This is a genomic window from Plantibacter sp. MPB07, assembly GCF_046619465.1.
Classification (GTDB): Bacteria; Actinomycetota; Actinomycetes; order Actinomycetales; family Microbacteriaceae; genus Plantibacter; species Plantibacter auratus.
In genome coordinates this window covers 200,737-222,434 of record NZ_CP177043.1, presented here as the reverse complement: position 1 = coordinate 222,434, position 21,698 = coordinate 200,737, and the positions used below count along the sequence as shown (strand labels likewise).

25 protein-coding genes are annotated in these 21,698 nt (G+C 69.1%); 2 read left to right on the top strand and 23 right to left on the bottom strand.

Going from position 1 to position 21,698, the window contains the following annotated elements:
- The first annotated feature begins 209 nt into the window (after positions 1-209).
- The gene (locus tag ACLIME_RS01055; protein ID WP_192004679.1) at positions 210-1,154 is read left to right on the top strand and encodes a hypothetical protein; all 945 of its coding nucleotides are present in this window, start codon (positions 210-212) and stop codon (positions 1,152-1,154) included.
- 342 nt (positions 1,155-1,496) lie between these two features.
- On the opposite strand, the gene ACLIME_RS01050 is transcribed toward ACLIME_RS01055, so the two are convergent.
- The 3 genes from ACLIME_RS01050 to groES form a co-directional block, all read right to left on the bottom strand.
- Positions 1,497-2,774, bottom strand: a complete 1,278-nt coding sequence (locus ACLIME_RS01050; RefSeq protein ID WP_079705276.1) for an ABC transporter substrate-binding protein — start codon at positions 2,772-2,774, stop codon at positions 1,497-1,499.
- Between the two features lie 187 nt (positions 2,775-2,961).
- Positions 2,962-3,894: an EamA family transporter RarD gene (rarD, locus tag ACLIME_RS01045; protein ID WP_411558812.1), complete on the bottom strand. Its 933-nt coding sequence runs from the start codon at positions 3,892-3,894 to the stop codon at positions 2,962-2,964.
- Between the two features lie 201 nt (positions 3,895-4,095).
- Positions 4,096-4,392: a co-chaperone GroES gene (gene groES / locus ACLIME_RS01040; RefSeq protein WP_056008047.1), complete on the bottom strand. Its 297-nt coding sequence runs from the start codon at positions 4,390-4,392 to the stop codon at positions 4,096-4,098.
- A 158-nt stretch (positions 4,393-4,550) separates the two neighbouring features.
- Here groES and ACLIME_RS01035 point away from each other — a divergent pair, with 158 nt between their 5' ends.
- The gene (locus ACLIME_RS01035) at positions 4,551-5,756 is read left to right on the top strand and encodes a THUMP-like domain-containing protein (RefSeq protein ID WP_411558009.1); all 1,206 of its coding nucleotides are present in this window, start codon (positions 4,551-4,553) and stop codon (positions 5,754-5,756) included.
- Between the two features lie 39 nt (positions 5,757-5,795).
- Here the strand turns inward: ACLIME_RS01035 and ACLIME_RS01030 are convergent, their stop codons facing one another.
- The 20 genes from ACLIME_RS01030 to infA form a co-directional block, all read right to left on the bottom strand.
- Positions 5,796-6,572, bottom strand: coding sequence for a DUF4190 domain-containing protein (locus ACLIME_RS01030; RefSeq protein WP_411558008.1), 777 nt, complete (start codon positions 6,570-6,572; stop codon positions 5,796-5,798).
- A gap of 94 nt (positions 6,573-6,666) precedes the next feature.
- A complete protein-coding gene (gene tsaD, locus ACLIME_RS01025; RefSeq protein WP_411558007.1) occupies positions 6,667-7,725 on the bottom strand; it encodes a tRNA (adenosine(37)-N6)-threonylcarbamoyltransferase complex transferase subunit TsaD in 1,059 nt (352 codons plus the stop codon).
- On the bottom strand, positions 7,722-8,258 hold the full coding sequence (gene rimI / locus ACLIME_RS01020) for a ribosomal protein S18-alanine N-acetyltransferase (protein ID WP_411558006.1): 537 nt from the start codon (positions 8,256-8,258) through the stop codon (positions 7,722-7,724). Before rimI ends, tsaD begins: the two co-directional genes overlap by 4 nt.
- Positions 8,255-8,884, bottom strand: a complete 630-nt coding sequence (gene tsaB, locus ACLIME_RS01015) for a tRNA (adenosine(37)-N6)-threonylcarbamoyltransferase complex dimerization subunit type 1 TsaB (RefSeq protein ID WP_411558005.1) — start codon at positions 8,882-8,884, stop codon at positions 8,255-8,257. Before tsaB ends, rimI begins: the two co-directional genes overlap by 4 nt.
- 10 nt (positions 8,885-8,894) lie before the next feature.
- Positions 8,895-9,395: a tRNA (adenosine(37)-N6)-threonylcarbamoyltransferase complex ATPase subunit type 1 TsaE gene (gene tsaE / locus ACLIME_RS01010; RefSeq protein ID WP_411558004.1), complete on the bottom strand. Its 501-nt coding sequence runs from the start codon at positions 9,393-9,395 to the stop codon at positions 8,895-8,897.
- Positions 9,392-10,552 carry an alanine racemase gene (gene alr, locus ACLIME_RS01005; protein WP_411558003.1) on the bottom strand — a complete coding sequence of 387 codons (1,161 nt, stop codon included), beginning with the start codon at positions 10,550-10,552 and terminating at the stop codon, positions 9,392-9,394. Before alr ends, tsaE begins: the two co-directional genes overlap by 4 nt.
- Entirely contained in the window at positions 10,549-10,905 is a 357-nt protein-coding gene (locus ACLIME_RS01000) for a holo-ACP synthase (RefSeq protein ID WP_064296680.1), read from the bottom strand. The genes alr and ACLIME_RS01000 overlap by 4 nt, the downstream gene beginning before the upstream one ends.
- A 74-nt stretch (positions 10,906-10,979) precedes the next feature.
- Positions 10,980-12,827, bottom strand: coding sequence for a glutamine--fructose-6-phosphate transaminase (isomerizing) (glmS, locus tag ACLIME_RS00995; protein WP_079706234.1), 1,848 nt, complete (start codon positions 12,825-12,827; stop codon positions 10,980-10,982).
- A gap of 126 nt (positions 12,828-12,953) precedes the next feature.
- Positions 12,954-13,907 (bottom strand): type I pantothenate kinase, encoded by a 954-nt coding sequence (coaA, locus tag ACLIME_RS00990; protein WP_064296681.1) that lies wholly within the window; start codon positions 13,905-13,907, stop codon positions 12,954-12,956.
- Between the two features lie 46 nt (positions 13,908-13,953).
- The gene (gene glmM / locus ACLIME_RS00985; RefSeq protein WP_159877963.1) at positions 13,954-15,315 is read right to left on the bottom strand and encodes a phosphoglucosamine mutase; all 1,362 of its coding nucleotides are present in this window, start codon (positions 15,313-15,315) and stop codon (positions 13,954-13,956) included.
- Positions 15,316-15,340: 25 nt separating this feature from the next.
- Positions 15,341-15,826, bottom strand: a complete 486-nt coding sequence (gene rpsI, locus ACLIME_RS00980; RefSeq protein WP_064296683.1) for a 30S ribosomal protein S9 — start codon at positions 15,824-15,826, stop codon at positions 15,341-15,343.
- 28 nt (positions 15,827-15,854) lie between these two features.
- Entirely contained in the window at positions 15,855-16,301 is a 447-nt protein-coding gene (gene rplM / locus ACLIME_RS00975) for a 50S ribosomal protein L13 (protein ID WP_071259493.1), read from the bottom strand.
- Between the two features lie 176 nt (positions 16,302-16,477).
- Positions 16,478-17,422 (bottom strand): tRNA pseudouridine(38-40) synthase TruA, encoded by a 945-nt coding sequence (gene truA / locus ACLIME_RS00970; protein ID WP_411558002.1) that lies wholly within the window; start codon positions 17,420-17,422, stop codon positions 16,478-16,480.
- The gene (locus tag ACLIME_RS00965) at positions 17,412-18,425 is read right to left on the bottom strand and encodes a GNAT family N-acetyltransferase (protein ID WP_411558001.1); all 1,014 of its coding nucleotides are present in this window, start codon (positions 18,423-18,425) and stop codon (positions 17,412-17,414) included. Before ACLIME_RS00965 ends, truA begins: the two co-directional genes overlap by 11 nt.
- A gap of 94 nt (positions 18,426-18,519) precedes the next feature.
- Entirely contained in the window at positions 18,520-19,077 is a 558-nt protein-coding gene (gene rplQ, locus ACLIME_RS00960; RefSeq protein WP_064296687.1) for a 50S ribosomal protein L17, read from the bottom strand.
- A 44-nt stretch (positions 19,078-19,121) separates the two neighbouring features.
- Positions 19,122-20,114, bottom strand: a complete 993-nt coding sequence (locus ACLIME_RS00955; protein WP_056008091.1) for a DNA-directed RNA polymerase subunit alpha — start codon at positions 20,112-20,114, stop codon at positions 19,122-19,124.
- 157 nt (positions 20,115-20,271) lie between these two features.
- Complete coding sequence (gene rpsK / locus ACLIME_RS00950; protein WP_056008094.1) at positions 20,272-20,670, bottom strand: 30S ribosomal protein S11; 399 nt, start codon at positions 20,668-20,670, stop codon at positions 20,272-20,274.
- A gap of 41 nt (positions 20,671-20,711) precedes the next feature.
- Entirely contained in the window at positions 20,712-21,086 is a 375-nt protein-coding gene (gene rpsM, locus ACLIME_RS00945) for a 30S ribosomal protein S13 (RefSeq protein WP_064296688.1), read from the bottom strand.
- 162 nt (positions 21,087-21,248) lie between these two features.
- Complete coding sequence (gene rpmJ / locus ACLIME_RS00940) at positions 21,249-21,362, bottom strand: 50S ribosomal protein L36 (RefSeq protein WP_021759549.1); 114 nt, start codon at positions 21,360-21,362, stop codon at positions 21,249-21,251.
- A gap of 80 nt (positions 21,363-21,442) precedes the next feature.
- Positions 21,443-21,664 carry a translation initiation factor IF-1 gene (gene infA / locus ACLIME_RS00935; protein WP_017885304.1) on the bottom strand — a complete coding sequence of 74 codons (222 nt, stop codon included), beginning with the start codon at positions 21,662-21,664 and terminating at the stop codon, positions 21,443-21,445.
- Positions 21,665-21,698 lie beyond the last annotated feature (34 nt).

The following is a 21,698-nucleotide window of genomic DNA, read 5'->3' as shown; positions in this document are numbered from 1 at the left end:
GCGCGCTCACGCGCTGGACCCGCGCTCACGCCGAATCCCCGCCCCCGCGGCACAGCGACCCGCGCTGAGGCCGACGACCCGCGCTGGCGTCAGCGCACCGCGCTGGGCGCCGCTCCACCCTCGCTCCACCGGAGGCTGGATGGGAGCAGTTCTCCACATCGCTTCCACGACACGAGGTGACGGCGGAAGCGAACGGGCACGGTGAGGCGATGGAATCCTTCGATCTCAACCTGCTCCTCCGCCCGAACGGACTCCTCCTCGTCCGCGACGCACGTCGGGTCGGTGCCGAGCGCCTGGTGAGCGCCGCCCACCGCGACGGCGACCTGGTGCGTCTGCGGAAGGGCATCTACGTCCCTGAACCGATATGGAGTTCCCTGTCCCCCGATGACCGCTACCGGGTCCGGATCGATGCGGCGGCCGTCGCGCTCCGCAAGGACGCTCTGTTCAGCCACTACTCGGCGGCGCGGTTGTGGGGACTTCCGATCGTGGGTCCGTGGCCTCCCGAGGTGCACACGCTGACGAGCGGTGATCGCGGAGGGCGTTCGGCCCCCGGCATCATCCGTCACACGACGCAGGGCTCCGTCGCCCGACGGATGCGGTACGGGCTCGCGGTCACGGACCCGGCACGGACCGTCGTCGATCTCGCTCGGATCGCCCGCCTCGAGGACGCCGTCGCCGTCGCCGACGCTGCCCTCCGGCTCAAGCTCACCGACGAGACGGTGCTCCGCTCGCTCGCACGAGACCTGCCGGGCCGTCGGGGAGGACGGCAGGTGCGCTTTGCGATCGAATTCGCGGACCCCCTCGCCGCGAACGGTGGCGAATCGAAGATGCGGGTCGTGATCGCGCAGCTCGGTTTCGCCCTGCCGGTGCTCCAGCAGGCGTTCTCCGACGCGGACGGACCAGTCGGTGTGGTCGATGCGGTCTGGCCGGACGAGCGCATCATCCTCGAACTCGACGGCCGGCAGAAGTATGTGCGGGAGGAGTTCACGCAAGGACGGGACGTGGCCGACATCGTCCTGGCGGAGAAGCATCGGGAGGATCGGCTGCGCGCGCTCGGCTACACGGTCGTCCGCGCCACCTGGGAGGACCTCGTCCATCCGAGCCGGCTCGCCGCGAAGCTCGAACGCGCGGGACTGCAACGCGCGTTCCGTTGACTCGGGCGCCCAGCTGGTCGCTGTCAGCGCGGTGCGCCGACGTGACCGCGCCGCACCCTCCGTCAGCGCGGTGCGCTGGCAGGCGACCCGTCGCCAGCGCGGTGCGTCGGCGTGAGCGCGACCCGCTGTGCCGCATGGGCTCGGAATCGGCGTGAGCGCGCCGCAGGCGCGTGGGCGCGGGTCTCCAGAGACCCGCGCCCACGCGCTGGACCCGCGCTCGCGTCAGCGCACCGCGCTGGCGCCGCCACACACGGCGCAACACTCAGGGCAGCGGGCAGAGTTACGGCCGGACACGACGAAGGCCCCGGATCACTCCGGGGCCTTCGTCAGTCGCGCGGGCGACTAGTTGGTGCGGGTGTACTTGTTGTCGTCACCGTACTGGTAGATACCGATGGTCGCCTCGGTCGGGTCACCGTTCTCGTCGAACGTGATCGGACCGGAGTTGCCGTCGTAGTCGATCTTCTTGCCGTCGGCGATGGCCTTGGCACCCTCTTCGAAGGTGGTCACCTTCTCGCCCTTGTCCTTGCCACCGGACACGGACTGGAGCTGGGCCGCCATGTCGGCACCCTCGGTCGAACCGGCCTGCAGCGCCGCGAGGGCGAGCAGGATGACGGCGTCGTAGGATTCAGCCGCGTAGCTGTAGTCCTTCAGCGGCTCGCCGCCCTCGTCCTTCACGAACGCCTGGAGGCGGTCGGTGAAGTCACCGAGCTTCGCGGTGTCGAGACCGGGCAGCGTGCCCTTGGCGCCCGTCAGGGTGCCCGGAGCGAAGTCCGCGCTGTAGTCGGCGAGGTTGCCGTCGACGAAGTAGAGCTTGTCCGAGGGGAAGCCGGCGAGACCGGGGACGATCGTCTTGGTCTCCTCGAACGCGATGATCGCGATCGCGTCGGGGTTCTCCGCCTTGACCGCGCTGATCTGCGCGTCGAACGAGGTGTCACCGGTGTTGTACGACTGCTCGGCGACCACTTCACCGCCGGCGCTCTCGAACGCCTCCTTGGTGAACTTCGCGAGGCCGGTGCCGTAGGAGTCGTTCAGGTAGATGATGCCGAGGGTGGCGTTGCCGTCCTCCGCGATCAGGTTCCCGAGGACCTCGCCCTGCAGCACGTCGGACGGCGCCGTCCGCCAGTAGAGACCGTTGTCGTCCCACGTCGTGAAGTCCGCGGAGGTGTTCGCCGGGGAGAACTGGATGACGCCTGCGCCGGTGACTTCGTCGATGAAGAGCTTCGACACACCCGAGGACGCTGCACCGATGATGGCCGTGACGCCCTCGGAGAGCAGACGGGGGACCTCGGTCGCGTACGCCTTGTTGTCGGAGTCACCCGAGTCGCCGAGCGTCAGGTCGATCTTGATGCCGAGATCGGCGTCGTTGACCTCCTTGACCGCGAGACCGACACCGGCCTCCTCGGGCGGGCCGAGGAACGCGAGGTTACCGGTCTGCGGCAACGCCGTGCCGAGCTTCAGGGTCAGGTCGCCAGCAGGCTTGCTGCTGCTGCCGCTGTCGCCGCTACCACTTGAGGCGCAACCGCTCAGAACCAGCGCGCTGGCTCCGATCAGTGCGATACCACCGAGAACGATGGAACGTGGGCGGGAGCGAGCGGCCGTGGCCTTCGAAAAGACGCTCATGGTACTCCTTGCTTGTCAGAAGAGTGGCAGCTCCAGGGGCTGCCGTTGAGTCAAGTTATCCGCTGCACGTGCGCTGGACAATGTCGTTGACGTTACAAGCGTGTAACACGACCAAATCGTTACCTCAGGAGGGCCAGTTTCGCGCTTTTCCTGCAGTGGTCGCGCGATCAGCGCTGGAATCCGCTGTTCAGACCCTCATCGAGCGGCGCCGTTCGGCCCCGGCGGCCCGACGACCCCGGGTGGAGGCGACGAGCATGTCGACGGTGAGGATCGCGAGCGCCAGCCACACGAGACCGAAGCCCAACCAGCGCTCCGGCGGCATCGCCTCGTGCAGGACCGCGACACCGACGACGAACTGGATGATCGGTGCGAAGTACTGGATGAAACCCATCCAGGTGAGCGGGAGGCGGCGGGCCGCCGCCGCGAACAGCAGGAGCGGGACGGCGGTGATGACGCCGGCGCCGACGAGCAGCAGGGCGTGCCCGACGCCCGCGGTGCCGATGGTCAGCCCACCGGTCACGCCGACGGCGATGAGCTGGGCGATCGCGACCGGCATCAGCCACACGGTCTCGAGCGTCAACCCGGACACTGCGTCGACCGAGCCACCCACCAGTTTCTTGATGTAGCCGTAGAGGCCGAACGAGAAGGCCAGGATGAGGGCGATCCAGGGGACGCTGCCGTGTCCGATCGCGAGGACCAGGACCGCGATCACGCTCACGACCACCGCAGCCCATTGGGCTGGACGCAGCCGCTCGCGAAGGAAGAAGACGCCGAGGAAGACGGTCACGATCGGGTTGATGAAGTACCCGAGCGACGCCTCGACCACTTGGCCGTTGAGCGCACCGTAGACGTACGTCTGCCAGTTGACGTAGATGAGCGCCCCGGCGAGACCCATCGTGAGCACGATTCGGCGCTGGCGGAGGATGCCGAACAGCCGACGCCAGGAGCGGGTCGCCAGGATGAGGACGGCACAGAAGACGAGGGAGAACAGGATCCGCCACGCCACCACCTCGAAGGCGCCGGCCGGTGCGAGGGCGATGAAGTAGAGCGGGAGCGCTCCCCAGAGGCAGTAGGCGGCGACCGCCGAGAGCAGTCCGGACCGGCTCCCCTGCTGGGGCACGGCGACGCTCGCACGTCGGTCCCCTCCCCCGTCGACGGTGACGGGGTGGATGTCGACGTCGGCTGGATCGCTGGGGTTCTGCACTGGTCCAGGCTAGACCCGCGACTCCCCGCGACACCCTCCGGAAACGGACACAGCCCGAACGGCGAATGCCATTCGGGCTGTTGAGCGGCCTGAGCCGCCGGATCCGTGCGCTGGTGACTAGCGGACGACGACTGCGAGGACGTCGCGCGCGGACAGGACGAGGTAGTCCTCACCGGCGTACTTGACCTCGGTGCCACCGTACTTGGAGTAGATCACCTTGTCGCCGACGGCGACGTCGAGCGGCACGCGGTTGCCGTTGTCGTCGATGCGACCGGGTCCGACCGCCACGACCTCGCCCTCCTGGGGCTTCTCCTTGGCGGTGTCGGGGATGACCAGACCTGAAGCGGTGGTCTGCTCTGCCTCGACCTGCTTGATGACGATGCGATCCTCGAGCGGCTTGATGGAGACCGACACGGTTGACCTCTTTCTTGAAACGAAGACGTGGTTAGCACTCACACTGCGAGAGTGCTGATTCCAGTGTAGGCATGTTCTGGCACTCATGCAATGCGAGTGCCAATCAGCGACTGCTACCGTTGCCGGATGCATCCAGCTCCGCCCGAGGCCCGCTGACCATGGACCGTTCGGAACTCGTCGAACTCCTCACGGCCGACGGCCTCAGGCTCCTCGACTCCCTCCCGCCCTACCCGACGAAGGACGAGGCCGTCCGCCTGGTCGGGCGCCTGCGCAAGGAGGGCCACTCCCCCGAGCTGGTCGCGGCGGTCCTCACGCAGTCGCGATTGAGGCAGAAGGCTGTCGGCAAGTTCGGACCGTTCGCCGGCCGCATGCTGTTCACCGAGGCCGGGCTCGAACAGGCCACACGCCTTCCCGTCGCCGCGCTGCACGCCGGGCGGTTCGCCCGGGCCGGCCTCACGCGCATCGCCGACCTCGGCAGCGGCATCGGCGCCGACTCGATGGCCATGGCCTCGCTCGACCTGGAGGTCACGGCGGTCGACATCGACGAGGTCACCGCGGCCATCGCCAGCTACAATCTCGCTCCGTTCCCCACGGCGACCGTGCGGAACGCCGCCGCCGAGGACGTCTCCCTCGACGACTTCGACGCGGTCTGGTTCGATCCCGCGCGGCGCACCGCAGGACACGCCGACACCGCGCGGCTGTCGAGTGCCGCCGACTACACCCCGTCCCTCGACCTGGTCTTCGGTGCGGCGACCCGCCTTCCCACAGGCGTCAAGCTCGGGCCTGGATTCGACCGCTCCCTCATCCCCGACGACGCCGAGGCGCAGTGGGTGTCGGTCGACGGACAGCTCGTCGAGATGGCGCTCTGGTTCGGCCCGCTGGCCCGTCCGGATGTCCGACGGTCCGCGCTCCTCCTCTCGGACGGCGTCCACCACGAGTTGCACGCCGAGGCCGACGCCGACGACGCCCCGGTGCGGGAGCTCGGCGACTACGTGCACGAACCCGACGGATCCGTGATCCGGGCCCGACTCATCGGCGACCTCGCCATCCGGTTGGAGGCCGGCATGCTCGGCCAGGGCATCGCCTACCTGACCTCCGACACCGCGACGAGCTCGCCGTTCGCCACGACCTTCCGGGTCCTCGAACGGCTGCCGATGGACGAGAAGGTCCTCAAGCGCACGATGCGGGATCGCGGGATCGGCGTGCTCGAGATCAAGAAACGCGGCGTCGACGTCGACCCCGCGGCGTTCCGGAAGCGCCTCGCGCTGAAGGGCGACGGCTCGGCCACGATCATCCTCACGAGGATCGCCGGCAAACACAGTGCGCTGCTCGTCGAACGGGTGACGCCGGCCACCGACGCCTGACCCGACGGCCTCCACCGGGCCGCGGCGCCCCGAAGAGGATCAGGTCGAGACGTACCCGATGATCACGACGACGCTGTAGACGAGCCAGCCGACCGAGCAGGCGAGGCCGACGAACCCGGTCACGAGGCCGGTGAGGGCGCGACCTCGGCCCTGCGGCTCGCGACGCCTGGCTCCGAACCCGAGCACGATCGCGGCGATCGACAGGGGGAAGCCCCAACCGACGAAGACCGACACGACGAGCCCGACGACACCGGTGATGAGCGACCAGGTGCTCCGCGAGGTCCCGGTCGACGCGGCAGGGGTCTGCGTCTGCGACTGCTGGTACGCGGCGTAGCCACCCTGACTCGGCGCCTGGTAGACCGCCGTCGGCACCGTCTGGAGATAGGTCGCGTGATCGCCCTGCCAACCCGCCGGAGGCGCCGAGGGGGACGAACCCTGCTGGGCAGGGCGCGTCGGCGGTGTGACGGGCGCGCCGGAGCCGCGCTGCCAATCCGTGGGCGGCGGGGAGGCCTGACCCTGAGGCTGGTACGGCTGTTGGGCCTGGGCCTGGGCCTGGGCCTGGGGCTGAGGCGGGTACGGCTGCCGGCCCTGGGGCTGAGGCTGATACGGCTGCTGCTGGCCCTGCGGCGCGACGCCGGCCTGCTGGGAGGGCTGTGGCGGCTGGTACGGCGACCAGGGCTGCTGGGGCTGGGGCTGCTGCCCCCACGGCTGCTGCGGCTGCCCGTTCGGCTGCTCGGCCTGCGGCGGGCGCGACTGCCCGTCCACCGCACCGTCCTGGTGCTGAGGTCGTCCGTCGGGGTGCTCGTGCTGATCCATCGCCGCTCCTTCGATCCGTGACCGGGTACCGGCCCATCCTATGCGCCGACGTCTGCGCACCCGGTCGACGGCCGCGAGACGGCTCGTCGAGCGGTCAGTGCACCTGGATCTCGGTGACCGGCAGGGTCGAGTCGGCGCCGAAGTCGAGCGAGGACGGCTCGTGTCCGGCGGAGATGAGCTGCGCGGCGAGCGCGGCGATCATCGCGCCGTTGTCGGTGCACAGCTGCAACGGCGGGATGCGGAGTTCGATCCCGGCCGAGGCGGTGCGTTCGGCTGCCACCTCGCGGAGCCGTGCGTTCGCGATGACACCGCCCCCCAGCAGCAGGCGGGGCACGCCGAGCTCGGTGCACGCCTTGACCGCCTTCGAGACGAGCACGTCGACGACGGCCTCGCGGAAGCTGGCGGCGACGTCCGCGACAGGGACCGGCTCCGCCGCGTCCTGCTTCGCCTCGACCCAGCGTGCCACGGCCGTCTTCAGGCCGGAGAAGGAGAAGTCGTAGCGATGCCGCTCCATGTCCTTCGGCAGGCTGAGTCCGCGGGGGAAGCGGATCGCCTTCGGGTCGCCGCCGACGGCCGCCCGGTCGATCTGCGGCCCGCCCGGGTAGGGCAGACCCAGGATGCGCGCGACCTTGTCGAAGGCCTCGCCCGCCGCGTCGTCGATGGTCTCGCCGAGCAGTTCGACATCCGACACGAGGTCCCGCACGAGGAGCAGCGAGGTGTGCCCACCGGACACGAGCAGGGCGATCGTCGGGTACTCGATCGTCCCGTCGTCGGAATCGAGGACGTCCGCGCCGACGTGACCGACGAGGTGATTCACGGCGTACAGCGGTTTACCGAGGGACACGGCGAGCGCCTTCGCTGCGCCGACGCCGACCATGAGTGCGCCGGACAGGCCGGGGCCACTCGTCACCGCGACGGCGTCGAGGTCGGCCAACGCGATGCCGGCCTCGGCGAGCGCCGCCGTGAGCGTGGGCTCGAGCGCCTCGAGGTGGGCTCGTGCGGCGACCTCCGGGACGACGCCGCCGTACCGTGCGTGCTCGTCCATGCTCGAGGCGATGGTGTTCGCCAGCAGGTGGTGTCCGCGGACGATGCCGATCCCGGTCTCGTCGCAGCTCGTCTCGATGCCGAGGACGAGCGGTTCTGCACGGTTCACGCGATGCTCCCGGGGTGCTGGTCGGTCGGGTCGAGCGGGGACTGCCCGTGGGCGGGCATGGGTGGCCTCGGCTGGACCGTGAGTCGCATGACGATGGCGTCGACGTCGTCCGGCTGGTAGTAGCCGGGGCGGACGCCGAGTTCCTCGAAGCCGAGACTCCGGTACAGTGCGATCGCCACGGGGTTGTCGGCCCTGACCTCGAGGAACACCTGGGTGACGTCCTGCTGCCGGGCCTGCTCGATGAGCGCCTGCATGAGGAGTCGTCCGAGCCCTCGTCCTCTGGCGTGCCCGGCGACGGCGATGGTCTGGATGTCGGCGTCGTCGGACCGGGACGGTGCGAAGAGACCGCCGTAGCCGGCGAGTGTCGCGTCGTCGGCGTCGACCTCCGTCGCGACGAGGTAGTAGCCGTGCGGCGACGACAGCTCGGCGCGCATCATGTCCGCCGACCACGCGTCGTTCACGAAAACGGTGTGCTCGAGCTCCATGATCGCGTCGAGGTCGGCGACACCGGCGCGGCGCAGCGACCAGCTCACGCCGTCACCCGCTTGGCGCCCGCTGACATCGTGACGTCGGGCGAGCGGAGGTACAACGGCTCCTCCCCCGCGAACGCGCCGTCGGTGGCGAGGAGTGCGGCGGCGACCTGTCCCAGTGCCCCGGCGGGGACGACCAGCGCGTCGAGGCGCGCGGATTCGGAGGTCGGCAGCTCGTCGGGTTTCGCCAGGGCCGGCCCTTGCACGCGGACCGGGAGGCCGGCTGCGTCGAGTCCGGCGTAGCTGGTCCAGTAGCGTTCGCGACGGCGGGCATCCGTGACCACGAGGAGCGTGGCGTCGGCTGCGGCGGAACCGGAACGGTAGGCGTCGAGCGCGATCGCGTCGTGGCTCACCACGGGGTGCACCGGGAGGCCTGCGCCGATCCCGAAGCTGCGGGCCGCGGCGATCCCGATCCGGAGTCCGGTGAACGGCCCTGGTCCCATACCCGCGACCAGCCCGGTGAGCGTGGCGACCTCGATCCCGGCGTCGTCGAGGCATCCGGCGATGAGCGTCCCGATGACCTCGGCGTGCCGCATCGGGTCGTCGGAGGACCGTTCGGCCAGCACCTCGCCACCCAGGGTGACGACGGCGACGCTCGAACCCGCGGATGTATCGATCGCCAACAGCACGTCGTCCAGCCTACCCGGCGTCGATGGCGGGGTGCCGCGAGAGCGTGAGGGTCCGGCGCTCGATCGGCTCCTCACCGGTGTCGTCCGTCGCGGGCTCGTCGCCGGCTCCGGTCGGACGCTCGATGACGAGCTCGAACCACGTGGGGACCACGCCGTCGAGTAACCCGGCTCCCCACTCCACGACGACGACGGACCGGGCGAAGTCGATGTCGAGGTCGTCGAGTTCGAGCGCCGAGCCGAGCCGGTAGGCGTCCACGTGGACGAGCGGCGGACCGCCGACGAGGCTCGGGTGCGTCCTGGCGAGCACGAAGGTGGGGCTGGTGACGGGGCCGCGGACGCCGAGTCCCTCGCCGATCCCTCGCGTGAGGGTCGTCTTGCCCGCTCCGAGCGGCCCGGTCAGGACCAGGAGCTGCCCTGCACGCAGTTCCTTGCCGAGGCGGACGCCGTACGCGTGCATCTCTTCGGGCGTCGCCACCTCGACGGTGCCCGGGGTGAGGACGTGATCGGTCATGACCGCTCCCCGGTCGTCCGGACCACGCGCGGCCCGATGCGGGTGACGAGTTCGTAGTTGATGGTGCCGGCGGCCTCCGCCCACTCCTCGACGCGCGGCGCGCCGGACACCGGATCGCCGAAGAGCACGGCGTCGTCACCCACGGCGACCGCGTCGTCACCGACGTCGACGACGAACTGGTCCATCGCGATCCGCCCGCACACCCGGTAGCGGCGTCCGTTGATCACGACCGGACCGGCGTTCGAGGCGCTTCGCGGCACACCGTCGGCGTATCCGAGCGGGATGAGGGCGAGCGTCGTCGGCGTGCTGGTCCGATAGCTGTAGTCGTAGGACACCCCGGCACCCGGTTCGACCCGACGCACGGCGGCGACCGTCGCCCGGAGGGTCATGACGGGCCGGAGGCCGAAGGCGGCGGCCGAGCGGTCGGCGTCCTCGGTGGGTTCGAAGGGCGAGAGACCGTACACGGCGAGTCCGAGGCGGACGGCGTCGTAGCGGAGGGACGGCTCGCCGAGCGCTGCTGCCGACGCGGCGAGGTGCAGACTCCGCGGGGCGAGACCGGCTTCCGTGGCGAGGGCCACGCCGCGCTCGAAGCGGACGGCGGCGGCCCGGTCGTCGACGGTGGAGGTGTTGGAGACGTGCGAGAACAGCCCGTCGACCCGGACGAGCCCGGCGGCCTCGGCGGCTGCGGCGGCTTGGAAGAGCTCCGGCCAGTCGGCTTCGGCCGCGCCGTTCCGGCTGAGCCCGGTCTCGAGTTTGAACTGGACGACCGGCACGACGGACAGCCGATCCCGAGCGGCCTCGATCACGCGGTCGAGCTGCGCGACCGACGACAGACCGAGGTCGATCCCGGCGTCGAGTGCGGCGCCGAAAGCGGCCTGCGGGCCGTGCAGCCAGGCGAGGATCGGTGCCGTGACACCGGCAGCGCGCAGCGCGACGCCCTCCGTGATGTCGGCGACGCCCAGGCGATCGGCCCCGGCCTCGACCGCCGCGCGGGCGATCGCCTCGGCACCGTGCCCGTAGGCGTCGGCCTTGACGACGACGATGAGTTCACCGACGCCGGTCAGCTCGCGCAGACGACGGACGTTGTGGCGCAGGGCGTCGAGGTCGATGATCGCCTCGCGGGTCGGTCGCTCGTCGTGCTCGGACACGGGCGTCATCCCTCCCGCTCCGCGACGACGAACGCGACGGCGACCCCGGCGTCGTGCGTCATGGTCAGGTGCATGCTCGTGATCCCCCGCTCGGCCACGACACCCGCCGTGACACCGGACAGCGCGAAGTCGGGCTTCCCCTCCGGGCCGTTCACGATCGCCATCTCCTGCCACCGGATACCGTCCGAGGAACCCAGTGCTTTGATGAGCGCCTCCTTGGCGGCGAACCGTCCGGCGAGGGACCGCAGCGGGAGGTCGCGTTCCGACGGGACGAAGAGCCTGGCCAGCAGGTTCGGGGTGCGCGTGATCGCCCGTTCGAACCGTGCGAGGTCGACCAGGTCCACCCCGATGCCGATGATCATCCCTCTACTCTACGGCCGTCGTGTGCGGCCCGGAGGCCCGCTCGACGGGCCACCTCGGACCCCGCGGACCGCTCCTACTCGACTGTGACGGACTTCGCGAGGTTGCGCGGCTGGTCGACGTCGAGGCCCTTCGCCGTCGCGAGCTCCATCGCGAAGATGTGCAGCGGGATGACGGCGAGCAGGGGCTCGAACAGCGGGCCGGCGAGCGGGATCGGGATGACCTCGTCGGCCGAGGGCAGGACGGCGGCGTCGCCCTGCTCCGCGATCGCGATGACCCGGGCACCACGTGCGCGGATCTCCTCGATGGTCGAGATGACCTTCGGGTGCAGGATCGCCGAGCCACGTGGGCTCGGGACGACGACGAAGACGGGCTGGCCCGGCTCGATCAGGGCGATCGGGCCGTGCTTGAGCTCGCCACCGGCGAAGCCTTCAGCGTGGATGTACGCGAGCTCCTTGAGCTTCAGCGCACCCTCGAGCGCGATCGGGTACCCGACGTGGCGACCGAGGAAGAGCACCGCGCGGGAGTCGGCCATCCAGTGGGCGAGCTGCGCGATCTTCTCGGAGGCGCCGAGGATGCTGGCGATCTTGTCGGGCACGGCCTGCAGCTCCTCGACCTGCGACGCCAGGAACTGCGGAGTCTGGGTGCCGCGGACCCGCGCGAGGTGCAGCCCGAACAGGTAGAGCGCCGTGATCTGAGCGGTGAACGCCTTCGTGGACGCGACCGCGACCTCGGGCCCCGCGTGGGTGTACACCACGGCGTCCGACTCGCGCGCGATCGTGGCGCCCTGGGTGTTGCAGATCGACAGCGTCTTCGCGCCGGACTCGCTCGCGAAACGCACCGCCATGAGCGTGTCCATGGTCTCGCCCGACTGGCTCACCGAGATGACGAGCGTGCGCGCGTCGATGACCGGGTCGCGGTAGCGGAACTCGTGGCTCAGCTCGACGGTGACCGGGATCCCGGCCCAGCGCTCGATCGCGTAGGTGCCGACCGTGCCCGCGTAGGCGGCGGTGCCACACGCGATGATCACGATGCGGTTGATGTCGAGGAAGAGCTCGTCGAGACCGGCGAGTTCGGGGATGACGACCTGGCCGCCCTCGACCCGTCCGCGGATCGTGTTCGCGACCGCGTCGGGCTCCTCGCTGATCTCCTTCGCCATGAAGCTCGACCAGCCGCCCTTGTCGGCCGCCGAAGCGTCCCACTGGATCTCGAACGGCTCGGTCACGACGTGGTTGCCGGAGAAGTCGGTGACCGTCACGTCGTCAGGCGTGATGACGACCATCTGGTCCTGACCGATCGCGACCGCGCGCTGGGTGTACTGCACGAACGCGGCGACGTCCGACCCGAGGAAGTTCTCGCCGTCGCCGAGCCCGATGACGAGCGGCGAGTTCCGACGCGCACCGATGACGACGCCGGGCAGGTCCTGGTGCATGGCGAGCAGCGTGAAGGCGCCGTCCAGGCGAGCGACGACACGACGGAAGGCCTCGGTGAGGTCGCCGGTGGAACGGTACTCGCGGCCGATGAGCACGGCGGCGATCTCGGTGTCGGTGTCGCTCTCGAAGGTGAAGCCGTCCGCGAGGAGCTCTGCGCGCAGCTCGGCGAAGTTCTCGATGATGCCGTTGTGGATGAGCGCGAGGCGTCCTTCGTCCCCGAGGTGCGGGTGCGCGTTGCGGTCCGTCGGTCCACCATGGGTCGCCCAACGGGTGTGACCGATACCGGTCGAGCCCGGCGCGATGGGGTTCGCGGCGAGGTCCTCGGTGAGGACGGCCAGCTTCCCGGCGCGCTTCCGGGTGTTCAGCGAACCCGTCGCGTCGAGCACGGCGATCCCGGCTGAGTCGTACCCCCGGTACTCGAGCCGCTTGAGTCCGCCCATGAGGACGTCCACCGTCTTGTCGTTCCCGACGTACCCTACGATTCCACACATGTAGAGCAGCATAATCGGGCGATTTTGCGAGGATCCTGCACCAACCTCGAGGTGCCGGCGCTCAGCCTCGGAGCAGGACGGTCTTGCCGAGATCCACCGGTTCCCGGGCCCTTCCCCTGCCGCTGCTCAGAGCTTGCGGAGCAGCACCGAGGACACCGTGTGATCGGAGTCCTTCCGCAGCACGAGCTTGGCGCGTGAGCGGGTCGGGCGGATGTTGTCGATGAGGTTCGGCTCGTTGATCGAGCGCCAGAACCCACGCGCCTGATCGGCCGCCTCCTCATCGGAGAGCTCGGCGAACACGTTGAAGAAGGAGTTCGGGTTCGAGAACGCGCCCCGCTTGAGCGCCATGAAGCGGTCGACGTACCAGGACTCGATGTCGCGCGTCCGTGCGTCGACGTAGATGCTGAAGTCGAACAGGTCGCTGATCGCGAGTCCGCTCGCCGTCGCAGCCGGCTGCAGCACGTTCAAGCCCTCGACGATCAGGACGTCGGGGCGCCGGACGACGACCTGCGCCGTCGGGATGATGTCGTAACGCAGGTGCGAGTAGAACGGTGCCCGCACCTCGGCGGCACCGCTCTTCACCGCGGTGATGAACCGCAGGAGCGCGCGCCGGTCGTACGACTCGGGGAAGCCCTTGCGATCCATGATGCCGCGCCGCTGGAGCTCCTCGTTCGGGTAGAGGAAGCCATCGGTCGTCACGAGTTCGACGTGCGGGGTGTCCGGCCAGCGCGACAGCAGTTCGCGCAGCAGCCGCGCGATGGTCGACTTGCCCACGGCCACGGAACCCGCCACACCGATCACGAACGGCGTCCGGAGCGCCTGGTCGCCGAGGAACCGGCTCGTCGCTCGCCCGAGGTCCTGGGTGCCCTTCGCGTACAGGCTCAGCAGCCGGCTGAGCGGCACGTAGACCTCCTCGACCTCCCGCATGTCGAGACGGTCGCCGAGGCCACGGATCTGCACGACCTCGGTCTCGCTGAGCGGTGTGGCCGTCTCCGGAGCGAGTCGCGCCCACTCGGCACGGTCGATCTCCACGTAGGGCGTCGGCTGCCCGGAGGCACCGCCCGTCGTCGTCGAAGTCATGCGATCACTCTTCCACAGCTGAGGTGCCGACCCGCCGCCGGACGACTCAGATGGCGAGTCGCTCGCGGACGACGTCGGCGAGGCGGTGCGCCAGGCGATCGGCGGTCGGCTGGTCGGCCGCCTCGACCATGACCCGGACGAGCTGCTCGGTGCCGGACGGCCGCAACAGCACGCGTCCGTCGTCTCCGAGCTCGGCTTCGGCAGCCTGTACGGCAGCGTCGACGACCTCGTCGCCGACGAGGCGCGTGCGGTCGACACCCGTGACGTTGACGAGGATCTGCGGGTACACCTGCATCACCGCGGCGAGCTCCGCCAGCGTCTTCCCGGTGCGCGCCATCTCGGCCACGATGTGCAGGCCGGTGAGGATGCCGTCGCCGGTGGTCGCGTAGTCGGCCATGATCACGTGGCCCGACTGCTCACCGCCGAGCGAATAGGCGTTCGCGTTCATCGCCTCGAGGACGTAGCGGTCGCCGACCCCGGTCTGGACGACGTTGATGCCGTGCTCGCGCATCGCGACGTGCAGGCCGAGGTTGCTCATCACCGTGGCGACGAGCGTGTCGTCCTTGAGCTTGCCGCGCTCCTGCATCGACACCGCGAGGATGGCCATGATCTGGTCGCCGTCGACGACCTTGCCCGCAGCGTCGACCGCGAGACAACGGTCGGCGTCGCCGTCGTGTGCGATGCCGAGGTCGGCACCGTGCTCGAGGACCGCCTTGGACAGGAGGTCGAGGTGCGTGGAGCCGACGCCGTCGTTGATGTTCATGCCGTCGGGGTCGTTGCCGATGATCGTGACCGTGGCCCCGGCGTCGCGGAAGGTCTCCGGCGACACTCCCGCGGCCGCGCCGTGCGCGCAGTCGAGGACGACATGGATCCCGTCCAGGCGATTCGGGAGGCTGCCGAGCAGGTGGAGGACGTAGCGGTCCTCGGCGTCGGCGAAGCGGATGATCCGGCCGACGTCTGCGCCGGTCGGGCTGAGCTTGGGGCGGTCGAGGTACTCCTCGATCCGGCGTTCCACGGCGTCGGGCAGCTTCGTGCCGCCGCGGGCGAAGATCTTGATCCCGTTGTCGGGCGCGGGGTTGTGCGAGGCGGAGATCATCACACCGAAGTCGGCGTCGATGTCGGCGATGAGGAACGCCGTCGCGGGCGTGGGCAGCACGCCTGCCTCGAGCACGTCGACGCCCGAGGACGCCAGGCCCGCCGCGACGGCGGCGGACAGGAACTCGCCGGAGATACGTGGGTCGCGTGCGAGCACGGCGACCGGGCGCTTCCCGGCGGCACGGCGGGCCTCAGCACTACGGCCTTGCCCAAGCACCACTGCGGTGGCTTGGGCAAGGCCGAGAGCGAGGTCTGCCGTCAGGTCGGCGTTCGCGAGTCCGCGTACGCCGTCGGTACCAAACAGCTGAGGCATCGAGCTTCGCTTGTCTTGAGAGCGCTTAGCGCTTCGAGAACTGCGGAGCCTTACGGGCCTTCTTGAGTCCGGCCTTCTTGCGCTCCTTGACGCGAGCGTCGCGGGAGAGGAAGCCGGCCTTCTTCAGGGTGGCGCGGTTGTTCTCCTCGTCGATCTGGTTCAGCGAGCGAGCGATGCCGAGGCGCAGCGCGCCGGCCTGGCCCGAGGGGCCACCACCGGAGATGCGTGCGATGACGTCGTAGCCGCCGGCCAGGTCGAGGACGGTGAACGGGTCGTTGATGAGCTGCTGGTGCAGCTTGTTCGGGAAGTAGTCCTCGAGCGTGCGGCCGTTGACCGTGATGGTGCCGCTGCCGGGGACGAGACGCACGCGGGCGATGGCCTGCTTGCGACGGCCGACGGCTGCGCCGGGGACGCTCAGCACGGCGCGAGGCGCGGTGACTGCTGCTTCAGGAGCCGACTCGGTGGAGTAGCTCTGCGGGGTCTCTTCGATGGAATCTGCGATGTTCGCCACTGTGTAATCCTTTTTTCTTGTCCGGTGCTTACTGGGCGACCTGGTCGAGCGTGAACGGCTTGGGCTGCTGAGCGGCGTGCGGGTGCTCGCTGCCCGTGTAGACCTTGAGCTTCTTCAGCTGGTCGCGGCCGAGCGTGTTCTTCGGCAGCATGCCGCGGATCGCCTTCTCGACGGCGCGGATCGGGTTCTTCTCGAGGAGCTCGGCGTAGGTGACGGCCGAGAGCCCGCCCGGGTAACCGGAGTGGCGGTAGGCCTTCTTCTGCAGGAGCTTGGCGCCGGTGAGGGCCACCTTGTCGGCGTTGATGATGATGACGAAGTCGCCACCGTCCATGTGAGGGGAGAAGGTCGCCTTGTGCTTGCCGCGCAGGAGCGCTGCAGCGTGGCTGGCCAGGCGGCCGAGGACCACGTCGGTGGCGTCGATGACGACCCAGTCGTGCGTGATCTCACTGGCCTTCGGGGAATACGTGCGCGTCACAATAGTGCTGCTTTCTGGTCGGAGTTGGTCGTTCGTGAATCCCGCTCCTGTTGGGTGTTCCGAACGGAACGCCCGAGGTGGAGGGCTCAACTTCGGGTACCGCGCCGCAGAAGGCGCAGGCACCAACGGGAGAGTCTACGCGACGACGTCCCGGCGGTCAATTCCCACCGGGAACCTCACTCGGCGCTCGCCTCCACCTGCTCGTGGCTCCGCCGCTGACGGGTCTCGGCGGCCCGTGCGTGCAGCAGCCCCGGCTCGGGGTAACCGATCTCGACGAGGGTGAGTCCGCGCGCCGGCATCACCCGGAAATCGATCTCCCGCCGCCCGCCGTCGCGGAGCCGGACGACCTCCTCGAGCGACATGCGCCCCTCCCCCACGGCGACGCAAGCGCCGACGAGCGCCCGCACCATGCTGTGGCAGAACGCGTCGGCGGTGAGGCTCGCCACGAGCACGCCCGCTTCGTCCCGCGCCCAGCTGAAGGACTGCAGGGTCCGGATGGTCGTCGCGCGTGGTCGCGGTTTGCAGTACGCCTGGAAGTCGTGGAGCCCGACGAGCGAGGTGGCCGCCCGGTGGAGCAGCTCGACGTCGAGCGACGCCGTCGTCCAGCTCGTCGTCCGCCGGAGGATCGGGTCCTTGCGGACGTCGGCATCCGCGAGACGGTAACGGTAGTGACGCCAGACCGCCGAGAAGCGCGCGTCGAAGCCCTCCGCCGCCGGTTCCGCCGTGTGGATCACGACGTCGCGGTCCATCCCGAGCACGCCGTTCAGTCGACGCACGAGGAGCGAGCTCGCGGTCTCGTTCCGCGGCGTACCGTCGTGGAACTCGGCGTGGCGCCCCTGCAATCGCGTGATCTTCGCGAGCTGCGGCTCGGTGAGGTCGAGGTGCGCCACCTGACCTGCCGCGTGCACCCCGGCATCCGTGCGTCCGGCCACCACGAACCGCGGCATGGGCGGGACGGTCTTGCCGAGCACGCGATAGAGCGCCTCCTCCAGGACCCCCTCGACCGTCCGGAGCCCCGGTTGCTTCGCCCATCCGGCGAAGTCCGTGCCGTCGTAGGCGATGGCGAGCCGGAACCGCTGGGTCGGGAGGACGTCCGCTGCCGCGACCTGCTCAGCGCTCACGGACGTACGCCAGATCACGCGTCGTCGCGACGAAGCCCTGTCGTTCGTACAGCCCGAGTGCACCCGTGGGGCTGGCCGTGTCGACCTCCAGGGTCGCCCGCTCGAGGCCGGCTGCCTGGATCCGGCGAAGCGCGGTGGCCAGCAGAGCCGGTGCGAGTCGTCGGCCACGCCAGTCGCGCACGGTCCCGACGAGCGCGATGTACGCGCTGGTGAACCCCTGCGCGGACCAGCTGTCCTCGTCCACCTCGGCCAGCGTGAAGCCGACGACCCGTCCATCGTCGTCGATCGCGACCACCGAGAGGTCGTCGCGGAAGTGGGATCCGCCGACGAACTGCGCCCACATCGCAGGGACCGTCTCCAGGCTGCCCCAGTGGTCCCGGAACGAGTCGTTCCGAGCCTCCCTCGTGCGTTCGGCCACGTCCGGGTGGTACGCCTCGAGTCGGACACCGTCGGGCACGTCGATCTCGTCGACGGGCGCGGAGAGATCGCGTTCCATGATCGTGAAGTACCGCGCCACGCCGAAGCCGAACCGCTCCAACAGGCGCGCCGCCCCCGGGTTCCGTTCGTCGACGTAGGCACGGGAGGAAGCTGGAGCACCCGTCTCGACGGAGGCCAGCTGCTGCTCGGACCGTTCCAGCGACCACGCGAGCAGCACTCGGCCGATCCCCCGCTCACGCCATGCGGGATGCACGCCGCCGAAGACGTACGAATACACGGACACGTCTCGCGAGGGCGACAGGACCACCATCGCGTAGGCGACCAGCGTGCCGTCGGCGGCGATCGCCAGCAGGCTGTCCGCAGCCATGTCGATCCACGCGTGGTCGAACTGGTCCGCGATCTCGTCGCGGCTCGTCACCCGGTGGGGGTTGTCGAACGGATCCATGGCACGGCACAGCGCCACGATGTCGTCGATGTCCGCGCGGACCGCCGGACGCCAGTGATCGACGTCGGGGTGCTGTGGCAGGGCCGGCAGGCCGGCCGGAACGGCGGGAGTGGTACTCATGTCTCCAGCCTAGGACACCGTCGCAGCGCCGCCAGGAACGACGGAACCCCGCCCTCCACGTGGAGAGCGGGGTTCCGTTCGTGTGTCGCTGAACCTACTTGGCGTCCTTCGCGGGAGCCTCGTCGGTGGTCTCGCCGGCGTCGACGGACTCGCCGTCGGTCTCGGTCGCCTCGACGGCTTCCGTAGCCTCCGCGTCGGCTTCGACCTCGGCGGGGGTCTCCTCGGCCGGAGCCTCGTCGACCGGCGCTGCGGCGTGCTTCGCGGACTGCTTGGCCGGCTTCGCCTTCGGCGTGACGGGCTCGAGGACGAGCTCGATCACGGCCATCGGAGCGTTGTCGCCCTTGCGGTAACCGGTCTTGATGATGCGCGTGTAGCCACCCTGACGGTCGGCGACGAGGGGCGCGATCTCCGTGAAGAGCTCGTGGACGACGCTCTTGTCGGTGATCGTCGCGAGCACCCGACGGCGGGCGTGCAGGTCGCCGCGCTTCGCGAAGGTGATCAGGCGCTCAGCGAGCGGACGCAGGCGCTTCGCCTTGGTCTCGGTGGTCTGGATGCGCTTGTGGGTGAACAGCGCAGCAGCGAGGTTGGCGAGCAGGAGACGCTCGTGGGCAGGTCCGCCTCCGAGGCGGGGTCCCTTGGTGGGAGTAGGCATTCTTGTCTCTCTTCAGGTTGGAAAGTCGTCAGGTGGATCGCGTGCTAGGAGACGGTCTCGTCGTCGTAGCCGCTGTAGAAGTGGGCGCCGTCGAACCCGGGAACCGAGTCCTTCAGGGAGAGGCCCATCTCGGTGAGCTTGTCGCGAACTTCATCCACCGACTTCTGTCCGAAGTTGCGGATGTTCATGAGCTGCGTCTCCGACAGCGCGACGAGCTCGCTGACGTTGTTGATGCCCTCGCGCTTGAGGCAGTTGTACGAGCGCACGGAGAGGTCGAGGTCCTCGATCGGGATCGAGAGCTCGCCCGGCAGCACGGCGTCGACCGGCGCGGGGCCGATCTCGATGCCCTCTGCGGCGGTGTTGAGCTCGCGAGCCAGGCCGAACAGCTCGGTCAGCGTACGACCGGCCGACGCGATGGCGTCGCGCGGCGTGATGGCCGGCTTCGACTCGACGTCGACGACCAGGCGGTCGAAGTCGGTGCGCTCACCGGCACGAGTCGCCTCGACGCGGTAGGTCACCTTGAGGACGGGCGAGTAGATCGAGTCGACGGGGATCTGACCGGCTTCGCTGAACTCGTTGCGGTTCTGCGTGGCCGACACGTAGCCGCGGCCACGCTCGATCGTGAGCTCGAGCTCGAACTTCGCCTTGTCGTTGAGGGTCGCGATGACGAGGTCCGGGTTGTGGACCTCGACGCCGGCCGGAGCCGAGATGTCGGCTGCGGTGACCTGGCCTGCGCCGGTCTTGCGGAGGTACGCCGTGATCGGCTCGTCGTGCTCGCTGGAGACGACGAGGCCCTTGATGTTCAGGATGATCTCGGTGACGTCTTCCTTGACACCGGGGATCGTGCTGAACTCGTGCAGCACGCCGTCGATGCGGATGCTGGTGACGGCTGCACCCGGGATGGACGACAGCAGGGTGCGACGGAGCGAGTTCCCGAGGGTGTACCCGAAGCCTGGCTCGAGCGGCTCGATGATGAACCGGCTGCGGAACTCCGAGATGGATTCTTCGGTGAGCGTAGGGCGCTGTGCGATGAGCACTATGGATTCCTTTCGGCTAAGTGTCCGCTATATGACACTTGCGTTGGCGAGGTAGTGAATGGTGTTCGCTGGCCCTGGTCACCAGGACCATGCCGTGATCCGTCCGCGGCGATCAGACGATCGCTACGGACGGATCACGGCCGGTGAACCGAAGGAATTAGACGCGGCGACGCTTCGGGGGGCGGCAGCCGTTGTGTGCCTGAGGCGTGACGTCGTTGATCGAGCCGACCTCGAGGCCTGCGGCCTGGAGGGAACGGATCGCGGTCTCGCGGCCGGAGCCGGGTCCCTTGACGAAGACGTCGACCTTCTTCATGCCGTGCTCCTGCGCCTGACGCGCAGCCGACTCGGCGGCGAGCTGTGCGGCGAACGGGGTCGACTTGCGCGAACCCTTGAAGCCGACGCCACCGGACGAAGCCCAGCTGATGACCGCGCCCGAGGGGTCGGTGATCGAGACGATCGTGTTGTTGAACGTCGACTTGATGTGGGCCTGGCCCACGGCGATGTTCTTCTTTTCCTTCTTACGCGGCTTCCGAACGGCCGACTTTGGTGCTGCCATGAATATCTCCTGAGTCCTATGACGAGGCGACTAGGCGGGGCCTAGCGAGCCTTCTTCTTGCCGGCGACGGTGCGCTTCGGGCCCTTGCGGGTGCGCGCGTTGGTCTTGGTGCGCTGGCCGCGGACCGGAAGTCCACGACGGTGACGGATGCCCTGGTAGGACCCGATCTCCACCTTGCGGCGGATGTCGGCGGCGACCTCACGGCGGAGGTCACCCTCGACCTTGAAGGTGCCCTCGATGTAATCGCGCAGGGCGATCAGCTGGTCATCGGTGAGATCCTTCACGCGGATGTCTCCGCTGATGCCGGTGTCGGCGAGGGTCTTGAGTGACCGCGTGCGGCCAACACCGTAGATGTACGTCAGTGCAACTTCCACGCGCTTGTCGCGTGGGATGTCTACGCCGGCGAGACGTGCCATGGTGGCTTCTCCTAGGAGTTGTGGAGGTGTGGAGCAGCTCCGGTGCTCGGGCCTCCGACCCGAGGTGTCACCCGCGGCGCACGATGTGCTGCGGGATCTGGAACTGCCGTTAGAGGGGTGGTGCTGTGTTGCTCAGGGCTGCGTGCTGCAGATCCTCTGAGATCAACCCTGACGCTGCTTGTGGCGCGGGTTCTCGCAGATGACCATGACGCGGCCGTTGCGACGGATGACCTTGCACTTGTCGCAGATCTTCTTGACGCTGGGCTTGACCTTCATAGTTCTCTCTTTTCGCTGTCATCGTGCCGGGCCCACCACCGGATGGTGGCGGCGCGTCCGGCCGTTACTTACAGCGCGACCTACTTGTAGCGGTAGACGATCCGACCACGGGTCAGGTCGTAGGGGGTCAGTTCCACGATCACGCGGTCCTCTGGGAGGATGCGGATGTAGTGCTGACGCATTTTGCCCGAAATGTGGGCAAGTACCTTGTGTCCGTTGGTCAGCTCAACGCGGAACATCGCGTTGGGCAGAGCCTCGACCACTTGGCCCTCGATCTCGATGACGCCGTCTTTTTTGGCCATAGCCTCACTGTCGCTCAGGTTGAGTCGCACTGGT

Bases quoted from the DNA above. Each gene is read 5' to 3' on its own strand.
- ACLIME_RS01055 (WP_192004679.1), top strand. From the start codon at position 210: ATGGAATCCTTCGATCTCAACCTGCTCCTCCGCCCGAACGGACTCCTC.
- ACLIME_RS01050 (WP_079705276.1), bottom strand. From the start codon at position 2,774: ATGAGCGTCTTTTCGAAGGCCACGGCCGCTCGCTCCCGCCCACGTTCC.
- ACLIME_RS01035 (WP_411558009.1), top strand. From the start codon at position 4,551: ATGGACCGTTCGGAACTCGTCGAACTCCTCACGGCCGACGGCCTCAGG.
- ACLIME_RS01030 (WP_411558008.1), bottom strand. From the start codon at position 6,572: ATGGATCAGCACGAGCACCCCGACGGACGACCTCAGCACCAGGACGGT.
- tsaE (WP_411558004.1), bottom strand. From the start codon at position 9,395: ATGACCGATCACGTCCTCACCCCGGGCACCGTCGAGGTGGCGACGCCC.
- alr (WP_411558003.1), bottom strand. From the start codon at position 10,552: ATGACGCCCGTGTCCGAGCACGACGAGCGACCGACCCGCGAGGCGATC.
- ACLIME_RS01000 (WP_064296680.1), bottom strand. From the start codon at position 10,905: ATGATCATCGGCATCGGGGTGGACCTGGTCGACCTCGCACGGTTCGAA.
- glmS (WP_079706234.1), bottom strand. From the start codon at position 12,827: ATGTGTGGAATCGTAGGGTACGTCGGGAACGACAAGACGGTGGACGTC.
- coaA (WP_064296681.1), bottom strand. From the start codon at position 13,907: ATGACTTCGACGACGACGGGCGGTGCCTCCGGGCAGCCGACGCCCTAC.
- glmM (WP_159877963.1), bottom strand. From the start codon at position 15,315: ATGCCTCAGCTGTTTGGTACCGACGGCGTACGCGGACTCGCGAACGCC.
- ACLIME_RS00965 (WP_411558001.1), bottom strand. From the start codon at position 18,425: ATGAGTACCACTCCCGCCGTTCCGGCCGGCCTGCCGGCCCTGCCACAG.
- rplQ (WP_064296687.1), bottom strand. From the start codon at position 19,077: ATGCCTACTCCCACCAAGGGACCCCGCCTCGGAGGCGGACCTGCCCAC.
- rpsK (WP_056008094.1), bottom strand. From the start codon at position 20,670: ATGGCAGCACCAAAGTCGGCCGTTCGGAAGCCGCGTAAGAAGGAAAAG.
- rpsM (WP_064296688.1), bottom strand. From the start codon at position 21,086: ATGGCACGTCTCGCCGGCGTAGACATCCCACGCGACAAGCGCGTGGAA.
- rpmJ (WP_021759549.1), bottom strand. From the start codon at position 21,362: ATGAAGGTCAAGCCCAGCGTCAAGAAGATCTGCGACAAGTGCAAGGTC.
- infA (WP_017885304.1), bottom strand. From the start codon at position 21,664: ATGGCCAAAAAAGACGGCGTCATCGAGATCGAGGGCCAAGTGGTCGAG.